The sequence below is a fragment of the Aeromicrobium sp. Leaf272 genome (genome assembly GCF_001422865.1).
Taxonomy (GTDB): domain Bacteria; phylum Actinomycetota; class Actinomycetes; order Propionibacteriales; family Nocardioidaceae; genus Aeromicrobium.
The window spans coordinates 422,432-435,796 of sequence record NZ_LMMY01000013.1; the positions used below are offsets into that span (position 1 = coordinate 422,432).

The 13,365-nt window shown below is 72.5% G+C and carries 11 protein-coding genes; 7 read left to right on the plus strand and 4 right to left on the minus strand.

Annotation, left to right across the window (positions count from 1 at the left end; all coding sequences use genetic code 11):
- Positions 1-246 precede the first annotated feature (246 nt).
- Positions 247-729 carry a flavodoxin family protein gene (locus ASF38_RS11230; RefSeq protein WP_056576105.1) on the minus strand — a complete coding sequence of 161 codons (483 nt, stop codon included), beginning with the start codon at positions 727-729 and terminating at the stop codon, positions 247-249.
- 192 nt (positions 730-921) lie between these two features.
- On the opposite strand from ASF38_RS11230, the gene ASF38_RS17605 reads away from it, so the two are divergent.
- The 5 genes from ASF38_RS17605 to ASF38_RS11250 all read left to right on the plus strand — a co-directional run bounded on the left by ASF38_RS17605 (position 922) and on the right by ASF38_RS11250 (position 6,319).
- Positions 922-1,077, plus strand: a complete 156-nt coding sequence (locus tag ASF38_RS17605; protein WP_156364825.1) for a hypothetical protein — start codon at positions 922-924, stop codon at positions 1,075-1,077.
- A gap of 37 nt (positions 1,078-1,114) precedes the next feature.
- Positions 1,115-1,825, plus strand: a complete 711-nt coding sequence (gene aqpZ, locus ASF38_RS11235) for an aquaporin Z (RefSeq protein ID WP_056576107.1) — start codon at positions 1,115-1,117, stop codon at positions 1,823-1,825.
- 121 nt (positions 1,826-1,946) lie between these two features.
- On the plus strand, positions 1,947-2,888 hold the full coding sequence (locus ASF38_RS11240) for a MoxR family ATPase (protein WP_055965337.1): 942 nt from the start codon (positions 1,947-1,949) through the stop codon (positions 2,886-2,888).
- A gap of 4 nt (positions 2,889-2,892) precedes the next feature.
- Positions 2,893-4,155: a DUF58 domain-containing protein gene (locus ASF38_RS11245; RefSeq protein ID WP_055965340.1), complete on the plus strand. Its 1,263-nt coding sequence runs from the start codon at positions 2,893-2,895 to the stop codon at positions 4,153-4,155.
- Between the two features lie 19 nt (positions 4,156-4,174).
- Positions 4,175-6,319, plus strand: a complete 2,145-nt coding sequence (locus ASF38_RS11250) for a DUF3488 and transglutaminase-like domain-containing protein (RefSeq protein ID WP_056576109.1) — start codon at positions 4,175-4,177, stop codon at positions 6,317-6,319.
- A 147-nt stretch (positions 6,320-6,466) separates the two neighbouring features.
- On the opposite strand, the gene ASF38_RS11255 is transcribed toward ASF38_RS11250, so the two are convergent.
- Complete coding sequence (locus ASF38_RS11255; protein WP_056576112.1) at positions 6,467-7,927, minus strand: AMP-binding protein; 1,461 nt, start codon at positions 7,925-7,927, stop codon at positions 6,467-6,469.
- Entirely contained in the window at positions 7,924-9,270 is a 1,347-nt protein-coding gene (locus tag ASF38_RS11260) for an SLC13 family permease (RefSeq protein WP_055965348.1), read from the minus strand. The genes ASF38_RS11255 and ASF38_RS11260 overlap by 4 nt, the downstream gene beginning before the upstream one ends.
- A 127-nt stretch (positions 9,271-9,397) precedes the next feature.
- Between ASF38_RS11260 and ASF38_RS11265 the strand changes: the two genes are divergently transcribed.
- A complete protein-coding gene (locus ASF38_RS11265; RefSeq protein ID WP_056576114.1) occupies positions 9,398-10,135 on the plus strand; it encodes an IclR family transcriptional regulator in 738 nt (245 codons plus the stop codon).
- Positions 10,136-10,139: 4 nt separating this feature from the next.
- Here ASF38_RS11265 and ASF38_RS11270 read toward each other — a convergent pair whose 3' ends face one another.
- Entirely contained in the window at positions 10,140-11,177 is a 1,038-nt protein-coding gene (locus ASF38_RS11270) for a glutathione S-transferase C-terminal domain-containing protein (protein ID WP_056576117.1), read from the minus strand.
- Positions 11,178-11,471: 294 nt separating this feature from the next.
- On the opposite strand from ASF38_RS11270, the gene leuA reads away from it, so the two are divergent.
- Positions 11,472-13,178, plus strand: a complete 1,707-nt coding sequence (leuA, locus tag ASF38_RS11275; RefSeq protein ID WP_056576532.1) for a 2-isopropylmalate synthase — start codon at positions 11,472-11,474, stop codon at positions 13,176-13,178.
- Positions 13,179-13,365 lie beyond the last annotated feature (187 nt).

The following is a 13,365-nucleotide window of genomic DNA, read 5'->3' on the forward strand; positions in this document are numbered from 1 at the left end:
AGATCACGCGCAGAGGAAGAATCGTGGCCGCGCCCCGCAGACCCAACCGGGTCGAGACCCCCTGCTCCGGTCGAGGCCTTTCGGAGACCACGCCCACTCGCAGCCACAGCGACGCAGCAGCAAGGCCAGACCCCCTGCAGCGACGCAGCAGCGAGGACAGACCCAGCCGGGCGACGTCGCAGCACGGGGAGAGGTCAGCGAGCAGCGCAGCACCGAGCAGAGGCCCACGAAGGGGTCGGGATCGCGTCAGTCGCTGAGCAGGGCGGCGAGCGTCGCGCCCACCTCGTACGCGGCGGCCAGGTGGTCGTCGTCGACGTCGCCCAGGACCTGCAGGGGCTCGGCGGCCTGGCGCCAGGGGAGTGCCTCGGCGATGGAGCGCAGCGAGCGCACGGCACCCTCCGTGTCGTAGCGGCCGTGCACGACGAGGGCGTAGGGCAGGCGGCCCGAGGCGGGCGCGCCCCCACCGTCGTCGGAGAGTGCCCCGCCGATGTCGAGGAACGTCCGGTCGAACAGGTCCTTGACGAGCCCCGACATGTAGCCGAAGTTCGCCGGGCACAGCACCACGATGCCGTCGGCGGCGAGCACGTCCGCGGCCGACGTCTGGTCTGGAGGCAGCGCCCGCACCTCGACACCCTCGATCGCGTCGTCGTGCGCACCCGAGACGAGGGCGTCGCCGAGGGCCGCGGTGCCACGGGTGGGGGTGTGGCGCACCACCAGGAGCGTGGTCACGGCGTCACGTCCGTCCGGATCGAGGGTCGCAGCGCATCGCCCCAGTCTTGCCCGCTCGGCTGTCCTGCGCCACCGCCCGGCACGTGCACGCAGGACCGGTGACCCACGTCATAGCGCCCCGTGCGTGACGAATCAACCTTTCGACCCCACTCATCCATGTCCACCCAACCCCGCGACGACTGGAGACCTCCCATGGCTCGACCCAAGCGCAACGCCTTCGCCCTGCTCGGCTGGATCGTCTGGAAGCTGCTCGCGCTCGTCGGGCTGCCGATGGCCAAGCGCAGGCTCGAGGAGAGCAACCGCAACCGGAACCGGAGCCTGAGCCACCGACGTCGCGGCCGTCGCTGACAGCCCCACCACCGACGCACCAACGAGAGGAGCTGCCGTGAGCAGCACGACCCCGCCCACCACCGCCCAACGTCTCGCGGCCGAAGGTCTCGGCACCTTCTGGCTCGTCCTCGGCGGCTGCGGCACCGCCGTCCTCGCCGGCAAGGAGGTCGGGACCGTCGGCGTCGCGCTGGCGTTCGGCCTGACGGTCCTGACCGGCGCCTACGCCTTCGGCCCCGTCTCCGGCGGCCACTTCAACCCGGCGGTGTCCGTCGGGCTGGCGGCGGCGCGCCGGTTCGCGTGGAAGGACGTCCCCGCCTACGTCGCGGCCCAGGTCGTCGGTGCCACCGTGGCCGGTGCCGTCCTGCTGGCCATCGCGCACGGCAAGCCCGGCTTCGACGCCGTGGCGTCGGGCTTCGCGACCAACGGCTTCGGTGACCGCTCGCCCGGCGGCTACGGCCTGTGGGCCGTGGTGGCCACCGAGGTCGTGCTCACCGCCTTCTTCCTCTTCGTGATCCTCGGTGCGTCGGCCAAGCGGGCCGCGGTCGGCTTCTCCGGCGTGGCGATCGGCCTCGCGCTGACCCTCATCCACCTGGTGAGCATCCCGGTGAGCAACACGTCGGTGAACCCCGCCCGGTCCCTCGGCGTCGCCTGGTTCGCGGGTGGTGACGCCCTCACGCAGGTGTGGGTGTTCGTCCTGGCGCCCGTCGTGGGTGCCGTCGTCGCGGGCATCGCGCACGCCGCGCTGCTCGGCGACGAGGAGGCCTGACCGACGCGACGGGCGGCGGCCGCGCCTCGATCGACCCGGGCGGAAACTCTTCGCTGCTGTGCGCCGTTGAGCCTTGCAGGGGATGATGGTGCCGTCCCGAGAACCCGACCGAGGGAGTCCCATGGACGACGCCCGCGCCGCCGCCCGTCGCGTGCTGGCCAACATCGAGTCCGTCGTCGACGGCAAGCCCGACGCGGTCGAGGCCGCCCTCGTGGTGCTGCTCGCCGAGGGACACCTGCTGATCGAGGACGTCCCCGGCGTCGGCAAGACGGTCCTCGCCCGAGCCCTCGCACGCAGCGTCGACGGATCCGTCCGGCGCATCCAGTTCACCCCCGACCTGCTGCCCTCCGACATCACCGGCGTCTCGGCCTACAACCAGCAGCGCGGGGAGTTCGAGTTCAAGCCCGGTGCCGTCTTCGCGAACATCGTCATCGGCGACGAGATCAACCGGGCGTCGCCCAAGACCCAGTCGGCGCTGCTCGAGGCGATGGAGGAGCGTCAGGTCACGGTCGACGGCCACACCCACCCCCTCGCCACGCCGTTCAGCGTGATCGCCACGCAGAACCCGTACGAGATGGAGGGGACGTACGCCCTCCCCGAGGCCCAGCGCGACCGGTTCACCGCACGCATCTCCATGGGCTACCCCGACGCCGCCGCGGAGCTGGAGATGGTGCGCGACCGCGACGTCGACAACCCGCTCGACCGGCTGCGTCCCGTGGTCACGATCGACGAGGTGCGCGAGATGATCGTCCGCACCCGCGCGGTGTTCGTCTCCGAGGCCGTGGAGCGCTACTGCGTCGACCTGGCGCGGGCCACGCGCGACGACGCCGCCCTGCGGCTCGGCGCCAGCCCACGCGCCACGCTGCAGCTGGTCCGGGCGGCCAAGGCGCGCGCCTTCGTCCACGACCGCGAGTACGTGCTTCCCGACGACGTCGACGCGCTCACGGGCCTGGTGCTGCCGCACCGGCTCGTCCCGGCCCGTGGGTCGGCGCCCGCCGAGGAGACCGTGCAGCGGATCGTCGCCGCCACCCCGGTGCCGCAGGGGGCGGTCGAGCCCCGATGAGCCCGTGCCGCTCGAGGACGCCGTGAGGCGCACGTCGCTGCGCAGCTGGTCCTCCGTCCGCCTCACGCCGCGGGGGATCGGCTTCCTGGTGGCGGCCGGCGTGCTGCTGGTCGCCGCGCCCGCCCTGTCCCTTCCTGCCCTGCTCAGCGTCTCGGCCATGCTGCTGGGCCTGGTGGTCATGGCCGCCGTCTTCGTGGTCGCGGGGCAGTCGAAGGTCGCGATCGAGCGCACCTTCTCGCCCGAGGTCGTGTCGCCGGGGGCGATGACGACGGCGACCGTCCGGGTCTCGAACCTGTCGGTCCTCCCGGCGCTCGAGGCGCGCTGGGTCGACACGGTCCCGAACGGGCTGAGCGCCGAGGCCAGCGGTGTGCTCCCGGCTCTCGGCGGCAGCCGCACGCGTCGGTCCCAGGTCAGGTTCCGGTACTCCGTGCAGGGTCTGCGCCGTGGCCGGCACGCGATCGGCCCGCTGCGCGTCGAGGTGGTCGATCCGTTCGGCCTGGTGCTGCGGCGCCACTCCTTCGGTGGTGCGCAGGACCTCGTGGTGCTGCCGCGCCGGCACACGTTGTGGCCGTTGGCCCCGCACGGTGCCGACCACGACGGCGCCAGCCGCGCCGCGCCCCAGAACGCCGGCATCGGTGAGGACGACGTGGTCGCCCGCTCCTACATGCCCGGCGACGCCCTCAAGCGCATGCACTGGAAGGCCACCGCCCATCGAGGCGAGCTGATGGTGCGCCAGGAGGAGCAGCAGGTGAACCCGCGCGCCGGCCTGGTCCTCGAGACGCGTGCCGGGTCCCACGCGACCGGGCGGGACGGCGGTGACTGGGTGTACTCCCCGGAGCTGGAGTGGGCGGTGAGCGCCACCGCGTCCGTGCTCGGGCACCTGGTCCGGGTCGGCTACGCCGTCGCGGTCCGCGCCACGGGGAGCGCCGTCGACCGCGTGCTCGACGACGGGGACGTGCTCGACGACGCGCTCGTCGACCTCGCCGTGCTCGAGCCGTCCACCGCTCCGACCCTCGACGGGATCGACCCGGGGGAGCGGACCGTCTTCGCCGTGCTCGGTCGGCCCGACACCGATCGCGCGGCCGAGTGGGTCGACGCGCTCTCGCACGCCACCACGGTGCTGGCGCTCGTCGGAGCCGGCACGCGTGACGCCGCCCTCGACGTGCTGTCGGCCGCCGGGTGGCGCTACGTCACCTACACCGCCCAGGACGACGTCGCCGAGCTCTGGTCGGACCTGGGGGTGAGCCGGTCCCGTGCTGCGTCCTGAACCCTCGACCCGACGGGCCGTGACCGCGGCCCGTCGACGACCGTGGCTCGAGCACCTGCTGGTGCTCGGCGCGCTCGGCGCGCTGCTCCTCGGCTACACGACGGTCGTCGAGGGACGCGACTGGTGGGTCACCACCACGCTCGTCGCCGGGCTCGTCGCCCTGGTGTGCGGGGTGCTCGGGTCGGTGGCGCCACGGCTGGCTGTCCCGGTCGGAGCCGTCGTGCTCGTGCTGGTACTGGGGTGGGTGTTCGTGCCGGAGACCTTCGCCGGTCTCGTGCCCACCTGGTCGACCCTGACGGGGCTGTGGTCGTCGCTCGAGCGCGCCCAGGTCCTGGTCATGGAGGAGGCCGCCCCTGCCGCGGCCGCCCGGCCCATCGTCCTGCTGCTCGCCGTGGCGTTCGGCGGACTGGTCCTGCTGGTGGAGCTGCTGCTGCGACTGCGCCACGGTGCCCTGCTCGTCGGCGCGATCCTGGTCTCGGTGTACGCGGCACCCGCGCTGGTGTCGGGCGAGACGCCCTCGGTGTGGCTCTTCGTCGTCCCGGCCGCCCTGTGGCTCGTGCTGCTGCGGGTCCGCACGCAGAGCGCGGCCCGCGGCTGGTCCACGGTGGTCCCAGCCCTCGGGCTCGGAGGGTCGGCCCTGCTCGTCGGTGTGCTGCTCCCGCCGGTCATGCCCGACGTCACGGCCGTGGCCAAGCCCTGGGGCGAGCCGCCGCCGCAGGTGTTCGGGCGCGGCATCAACCCGATGCTCCAGCTCGGGCAGAACCTGCGCCGCAACAGCTCGGCGGTCGCCGCCACGTACACCACGACGCTCGACAGCCCTCCCTACCTGAAGGTCGCCGTGCTCCGCGACTTCGAGGGACGCACCTGGCGTCCTGCCCGGTCGCAGGCGGGCGATGCGTTCGAGAGCCGCATCGCCATCGACGACGACATCCCCACGACCGAGGCGACGACCCGCGTGCGCATCGACGAGCTGCGCAGCACCATGCTGCCCGTGCCGTACCCGGCACTCGACATCGACGGGCTGCGGGGGGCGTGGACGTACCAGAGGGCCGGGCTGACGGTCACCTCCCGCTCCGCCACCACCGTCGGCCAGGACTACTCCGTCACCAGCCTCGACCGACAGCCGACGGCCGAGCAGATGCGCGCCCTGTCCACCGGAACCGGCGTCGGGGCGTCGCTGCAGACGTACCTCAGCCTGCCCGGCGACGTGCCGGCCGTGGTGGGCGACACCGCGCGGGAGGTCACCGCCGACGCCACCAACGACTACGACCGGGCGGTCGCGGTCCAGGACTACCTGCGCGACAACTTCGTCTACTCCGAGACCGCCCCGGTGGCCGAGGACTACGACGGCAACGGCGTGCGCGTCCTGGAGACGTTCCTGGAGGAGAAGGCCGGGTACTGCGTGCACTTCTCCTCGGCCATGGCCGTCATGGCCCGCGAGCTGGGCATCCCCTCGCGTATCGCGGTCGGGTACGCGCCGGGCCAGGCGGTCGGCAACGACGACGACGGCGACGCGGTGTACGAGGTCACGTCCGACGACCTGCACGCATGGCCCGAGCTGTACTTCGACGGCGTGGGCTGGGTGGGCTTCGAGCCGACGCCCGGGGTCGGCGCGCGCACGGGATTCGAGGAGCCCGACGCCCCCGAGTCCGACACGAGCGACGACACGACGGACGAGTCGACGCCTCAGCGGCAGGCGGACGCGGCCGACCGCGGTGGGTCCGTGACGCAGGAGGCCGTCGGGGTGGACGACGCCGCCCCGACGGCCCCGCGCACGGCAGCCACGGTGGGTCTCGGGCTGCTCGTCGCCGCGCTGCTCCCCGGTGCGCTGCGCTACGTCCAGAGACGTCGGCGGCTGGGTGGCTCCGCGCCCGACCCGTGGTGGCGCGAGGTCGAGGCGTCCGCGCTCGACGTGGGCCTGGCGGTCCCGGCGGCCGGCACCCCGCGGGGCCTGGCCGACGTCGTCGCTCCCCGGGTCGACCCCGACGACCTGCGTCGCGTGGTCACCGCGGTGGAGCGGTCGCGGTACGCCCGTCCCGGTACGGACGTCTCCGACGAGCGCGAGAGCGTGCGCCGTGTGGTCGACCAGGTCCGGGAGTCCGGGTCCCGCCTCCAGCGGCTGCGAGCGCGCTTCCTCCCGCGCTCGCTCTGGCGACGCGGCTAGCCGGGCGAGAGGTAGGTGGCCCGCGGAACGGCCGGGTGGGAGGTAGGCAGCGCGCGGAATCGAGGCCCGTATCCGCGTCCCGCCTACCTCCGCCCAGCGGATGACGCGCGCCACCTACCTCTGACGGCCGGATCCGGCGCGCACACGTCAGGCAGGTGCGCCGCCGCCCGCGCCTGCGGCCGCGTCGAGCAGGGACTTCTTCTGCACCTTGCCCATCGCGTTGCGCGGGAGCGTCTCGACGAACCGGACCTCCCGCGGTCGCTTGTGCCAGGCCAGGTCGTCGGCCACGTGGTCCACCAGGCGGGCCGCCAACTCGTCGGTCCCGTGCCCCGGGGCCACCACCGTGTAGGCGACGATGCGCTGGCCGAGGTCCTCGTCCGGGAGGCCCAGGACCGCGACCTCCAGCACCTCCGGCACGGCGAGCAGCGAGGTCTCGATCTCTCCCGCCCCGATGCGGTAGCCGCCTGACTTGATCAGGTCGACCGACTCGCGACCGACGATGCGGTGGAGGCCGTGGGCGTCCTTCGTCGCGAGGTCGCCGGTCGAGAACCAGCCGTCGGGGGCGAGCACCTCGGCGGTGACCTCGGGCAGGTTCAGGTAGCCGTCGAAGAGCATCGGACCGCTCACCTCGAGCCGGCCGACGGTCTCACCGTCCGCGGGCACGTCCTGCCCGTCCTCGCCCCGCACCCGCGTCCGAGCGCCCGTCACGGGGACGCCGACCCAGCCGGGACGACGCTCGCCGTCGGCGCGCGTGCTGAGCGTGATCATGGTCTCCGTCATGCCGTACCGCTCGACGAGCGCGTGGCCGGTCAGCTCGCGCAGCCGCTCGAACACGGGGACCGGCAGGGCCGCGCTGCCCGAGACCAGCAGACGTGCCGGGGCGAGGGCCCGCGCGGCGTCGGGGTCGCGGGCGATCCGCGTCCACACGGTGGGCACGCCGAAGTACATCGTCCCGCCGGCGGCGGCGTAGGCGGCAGGGGTGGGCCGCCCGGTGTGCACCACGCGGGACCCGACGTGCAGCGACCCGAGGATGCCGAGCACCAGTCCGTGCGTGTGGAAGAGGGGGAGCCCGTGGGCGACCACGTCGGCATCGGTCCAGTCCCAGGCGTCGGCGAGTCCCTCGATGCCGGTCCGCAGCGCACGGTGGCTCATGACCACGCCCTTGGGAGCGCCGGTGGTGCCGGAGGTGTAGAGGATGATCGCCGTCGCGTCGTCCTCGGCCGGCGTCGGCAGCGCGCCGTCGGACCCCGCCTCGCCGTCGGGCAGGGCGAGGACGGGAAGCTCCACCCCGTCGCGTGGCGGCCCGACCCAGCAGGTGGCGGCGGAGTCGGCGACCACGTGGGCGATCTCGGCCGACCCTGCGTCGGGGGGCACCGGGACCACGGGCACGCCGGCGACGAGGCACCCGACCACCGCCACGACCGTGTCGAGGGTCGGCTCGGCGCAGACCGCGACCGGTCCGTCGTCGGGAAGGTCCCGCGCGAGTGCGGCCGCGGCACGGCGCAGCTCGGACCAGGAGGCGGTCCGGTCGCCCACGCGCACCGCGTCGGGACGGTCGGGTCGCCGCGTGTCGCGGAAGGCGGCGAGGAACGTGGTCGCGTCGGTCATGAGAGCACCATCCCAGGCAGGATAAGGGTGAGGGTCAGGGCGACCGGGCCGATGACCACCATGGACAGCCCCCACCGGGTCAGCAGGCTGGTCATCCGGGGCCGCTCGTCGGGGTCGACGGTGGTGGCGACGTACGTCGCGCCCACGGTGGAGAACGGTGAGACGTCGACGATCGACGCACACACGCCGATCGCGCAGATCATGGCCCAACCGGGGATGCCGCCGTCGGCGATGAGCGGGAGGGCGAGCGGGACCAGCGCGGCGAGCATGCCGGTGGTCGACGCGAAGGCGGAGATCAGACCGGCGGCGGCGCACAGGAGCAGGGCGGCGACGACGGGGGACCCGACGTCGGCCGCGCGCTCGCCGAGCAGGTCGATGACACCCATCTGGGTGAGCACGCCGACGTAGGTGATGATGCCGCCCACGAGCAGGACCGAGCCCCAGTCGATGCGGGTCATCGCGGCCTTGCCCGCGGCGGGGTCGACGAGCGCGAGGACGGCGCCGAGCCCGAAGCCGATCACCCCGATGTCGGGCTCCAGCCCGCCCAGCGCCATCACGACGACGGCGACGACGAGCGCGACCATGCAGACCATGGTCAGCACCTGGTGGGGCTTCGGTCGACCGGGGTCGCGGGGCGCGTCGTCGGAGGAGCCGGCAGGACCGTCCAGGGAGAGCGACGACTGCCCGTACTCGGGCAGTGCCGATCCGCGGGCGACGAGCGTGCGCTCCAGGCGTGACTCCCCGCGCACGCCGCGGCGACGTCCGAACAGCAGGTGCGCCACGGCCAGCAGCACGAGGTTGACGACGACGGCCACGGCGAACAGCAGGAGGGGGCTGAGGTCGATGCCCGCGCTGTCGGCCGTGCCCCACGTGATGATGCCGAACAGGCTGGTGGGCGCGAAGGCGCCCGCGCTCAGTCCGCAGCCCATCGACAGGGCCATCAGCATGGGATCGATCCCGCGCTTGCGGGCGATGCTCATGCCCATGGGCGCCATCACCAGGCCGCCGAGAGGTGCGCCCATGGCGGAGACGGCGGCGGTCAGCAGGAAGAACGTCGTCGGGAGCACCGCGTCGCGGTCCCCGACCTTCGCCAGCGAGGTGTCGATGAGCCAGTCGATGGTGCCGTTGCTGTGGGCGATGCCGAAGAAGTAGGTCACGCCGACGAGCAGGACGAGGATGCTGAGCGGGAACCCGGCGACCACCTCCTCGAGCGTCATGTCGGCGAGCCAGAGGCCGACCACCGCGGCGACGGGGAACAGGACGATGCCGATGTTCACGTTGCGGGCGGCGGCGATGCCGAAGACGACGACGAAAATGCCGAGCGCGACCAGCTGACCGGTCATGGTTCCTCCAGGGTCGGTGGGGGACGAGGCGGCCTGGTCCGTCTGATGGACCGACGTGCCGCCTGTCGGAACGAGCGTGTAACGTAGACCACACGGCGACGAGGGGCAAGCGGGACAGGGAGGCGACATGACGACGGCCAGCGTGGTCACGGCCTTCGCCGTGCTCGAGCACGTCGCGGAGCACCAGCCCGTCGGGCTGTCGGACCTGGCGCGTGCGGCCGGCCTCCCCAAGAGCACGGTGCAGCGGTGCCTGCTCACGCTGCAGGAGATCGGGTGGGTCGAGAGCTCGGGTGCGGCGCCGACGCGGTGGTCGATGTCGCTGCGCGCGCTGTCGGTCTGCGGGAGCGCCGGGGCCCGCGAGAGCCTGCGCGACCTGGCGCTGCCGATCATGAGCGACCTTCAGCTCGTGACGACCGAGACGGTGCATCTCTGCGCGCCGGACGGCGACGTGCTCGTCCTGCTGGAGCGGCTGGACACGTCGCACGCGCTGAGGGCCTTCCTGCCGCTCGGCGAGCGCATCCCCCTGCACGCGTCCGCCACCGGCCTGGCCTACCTGTCGGCCTGCGACGACGCCACCGTCGAGCGGTACCTCGCGGGCCCGCTCGAGCCCCGCACCCCCAGCTCGCTGGTCGATCCCGACGCGATCCGCGCCGAGCTGGCGCGCATCCGCGAGCGCGGCTACTCCGTCAACGAGAACGGTCTGTCGAGGGGCATCAGCTCGGTCGGCGCCGCCGTGCTCTCCCGGTCCGGCGTCGTGGGAGCCCTGTCCGTGTCGGGCCCGTCGATCCGCATCGAGCCCTCGAGGTTCGCCGAGCTGGGCACCCAGGTGGTCGAGTCGGCGAGACGGCTGAGCCGCCTCCTCTGAGAGATCAGGCCGGGGGAGTCCCGTCGCCGAACGGGGAGCCGCCCAGCTCCTCGCGGTGGTGCGCCGTGGTCCACCCGGACAGGTCCGGGCCCTTCGGCACGATGCTCGTGGGGTTGATGTCGGTCTGCACCACGTAGTAGTGCTGCTTGATCTGCTCGAAGTCGGTCGCGTCACCGAAGCCGGGGGTCTGGTACAGGTCGCGTGCGTAGCCCCAGAGGGCCGGCATCGTCGCAAGCGTCTGGCGGTTGGCCTTGAAGTGCCCGTGGTAGACCGCGTCGAAGCGGGCCAGCGTCGTGAACAGGCGCACGTCGGCCTCGGTGATCGAGTCACCCATGAGGAAGCGTCGCGTGGTCAGGCGCTCCTCGAGCCAGTCCAGTGCCGTCCAGAGCCGGTCGTAGGCGGAGTCGTACGCCTCCTGCGACCCGGCGAAGCCGCAGCGGTACACGCCGTTGTTCACCTCGGTGAAGACGCGGTGCATCACGTCCTCCATCTCGTCGCGCGTGGCCTCGGGCCAGAGGTCGGGAGCGCCGTCACGGTGGTGGTCGGTCCACTCGAAGAAGAAGTCGTGGGTGATCCACGGGAAGTCGTTCGTGACCACCTGGCCGCTGGCGACCTCCACCACCGCGGGCACGGTGATGCCGCGCGGGTAGTCGGGGTAGCGCGCGAAGAAGGCGTCCTGCAGGCGGGGGATCCCCAGCACCGGGTCGACGCCGTCGGGGTCGAGGTCGAACGTCCAGCTGCGCTTGTCGTGGGTGGGTCCGGCCAGGCCGAGCGAGATCGCGTCCTCGAGCCCGAGCAGACGTCGCACGATGACCGTGCGGGTGGCCCACGGGCACGCCAGCGCGGCGACGAGGCGGTAGCGGCCGGCCTCGACGGGCCACAGGGGAGCGTCCTCGGCCGGGGGCTTGCCCGTGCCGGCCCCGCGGTCGTCCACCGGCTCGCCGCCGGTGCGCGTGATCCGGTCGGGGATGTAGTTCATGTCGCGGTCGAACTCCTGGCCGCTGGTGACGTAGGAGCCGGTCGTGGACTGGTCGTTGCTCATGACCCCAGTCTGGCCGACCGCAGGGAAGGGTGCAGTGCGGTGGGGGAGTCTGGGCGGTGGGGGAGTCCGGGCGGTGGGGTAGGCTGGTCAGCGATGTACGCGAGCCGACTCCTTCTCTGCCGCGTCGAGGTCCACTAGGTCGGGCCCCTCGGCGCGGAGTTCGTCATGCACCGGCCGCACGATGACCCAGACGAACACCCCGAGGAAGAGCCCATCATGACCGAGCCCACCCGCTCCCAGCCCGGCCACCACGGCCTGGCGAACAACGTCGTCTCGCCGCAGAAGACGTCGCCCATGCCGTTCGGCCGCTACCGGCCGTTCGCGCCGATCGACCTGCCCGACCGCACGTGGCCCGCGCAGACCATCACGCAGGCGCCGCGCTGGCTGTCCACCGACCTGCGCGACGGCAACCAGGCCCTCATCGACCCCATGACCCCGGTGCGCAAGCGCCGGATGTTCGAGCTGCTCGTGCGCATGGGCTACCAGGAGATCGAGGTCGGGTTCCCGTCCGCGAGCGAGACCGACTTCCAGTTCGTCCGCTCGCTCATCGAGGACGACGTCATCCCCGACGACGTGACGATCTCGGTGCTGACCCAGGCGCGCGAGGACCTGATCGAGCGCACCACGCAGTCGCTGGCCGGCGCGCGACGAGCCAACATCCACCTGTACAACGCCGTCGCGCCGCTGTTCCGACGCGTCGTGTTCAACGCCTCGCGCGACGAGGTGCGGGCCATCGCCACGCGCGGCACGGAGCTGGTCATGAAGCACGCCGAGCAGAACATGGCCGGCACCGCGTTCGGCTACCAGTACAGCCCCGAGATCTTCACCGGCGCCGAGCTCGAGTTCAGCGTCGAGGTCTGCAACGCCGTCATGGACGTCTGGCAGCCCGAGGACGGCCGCGAGATCATCCTCAACCTGCCCGCCACGGTCGAGATGGCCACGCCCAACACCTACGCCGACCAGATCGAGTGGTTCGGCCGCAACGTCCAGCACCGCGAGAACGTGGCCATCAGCCTGCACCCGCACAACGACCGCGGCACGGCCGTCGCTGCCACCGAGCTGGCCATGATGGCCGGCGCCGACCGCGTCGAGGGCTGCCTGTTCGGCCACGGCGAGCGCACCGGCAACGTCGACCTCGTCACCGTCGGCATGAACCTGTTCAGCCAGGGCATCGACCCGCAGATCGACTTCACCGCCGGTGGCATCGGCATCGACGAGGTCCGACGCACGGTCGAGTACTGCACGAGCCTGCCGGTGCACCCGCGCCACCCGTACGCGGGCGACCTGGTCTACACCGCCTTCTCCGGCTCCCACCAGGACGCCATCAAGAAGGGGCTGGAGGACCTCGACCGCATCGCCGCCGAGCAGGGCGTCGACGTCTCCGAGGTGCCGTGGGAGGCGCCCTACCTGCCGATCGACCCGCACGACGTCGGCCGCACGTACGAGGCCGTCATCCGGGTCAACAGCCAGTCCGGCAAGGGTGGCGTGTCCTACCTGCTGAAGACCGAGCACCAGCTCGACCTGCCGCGACGTCTGCAGATCGAGTTCAGCCGGGTCGTGCAGACGCTGACCGAGGGCGAGGCGGGCGAGATCACCGCCGACGGCATCTGGGCGGCGTTCAGCGGCGAGTACCTCGAGCGCGAGGAGCCGTACTCTCTCGTCACCTTCAGCTCCACCACGTCGGCCGACGGTCACGACCAGCAGGTCGTCGACCTCGTGGTGCGGGGCCAGGAGCGCTCGTTCAAGGGTGAGGGCAACGGCCCGGTCGACGCGTTCGTCGACGGCATGCGTCAGGCCGGGTCCGACATCCGGGTGCTCGACTACACCGAGCACGCGTTGTCGTCCGGTGGTGACGCACTCGCCGCGGCCTACGTGGAGTGCGAGATCGCCGGCGAGATCGTGTGGGGCGTGGGCATCCACGCCAACATCGTCATGGCCTCCCTGCGCGCGGTCGTGTCGGCCGCCAACCGGGCCGAGGCCACCACGATTCCCACCGCCTGACCGGTTCGTCCGGTCGGCACGGTGCACGTCGACGAGCACGGTGGCGGGACGCCGGGTCCACGAGATCCCCGGCCCCGCCGCCGTCCTCGACGACGTCGACCGTGACGGACGTGGCGGCTTCACCCAATCGTCACCACTGCACCGTCCGGTCGGTACAGACACGGGCCCTCCTGCTGGCTAGCATCGG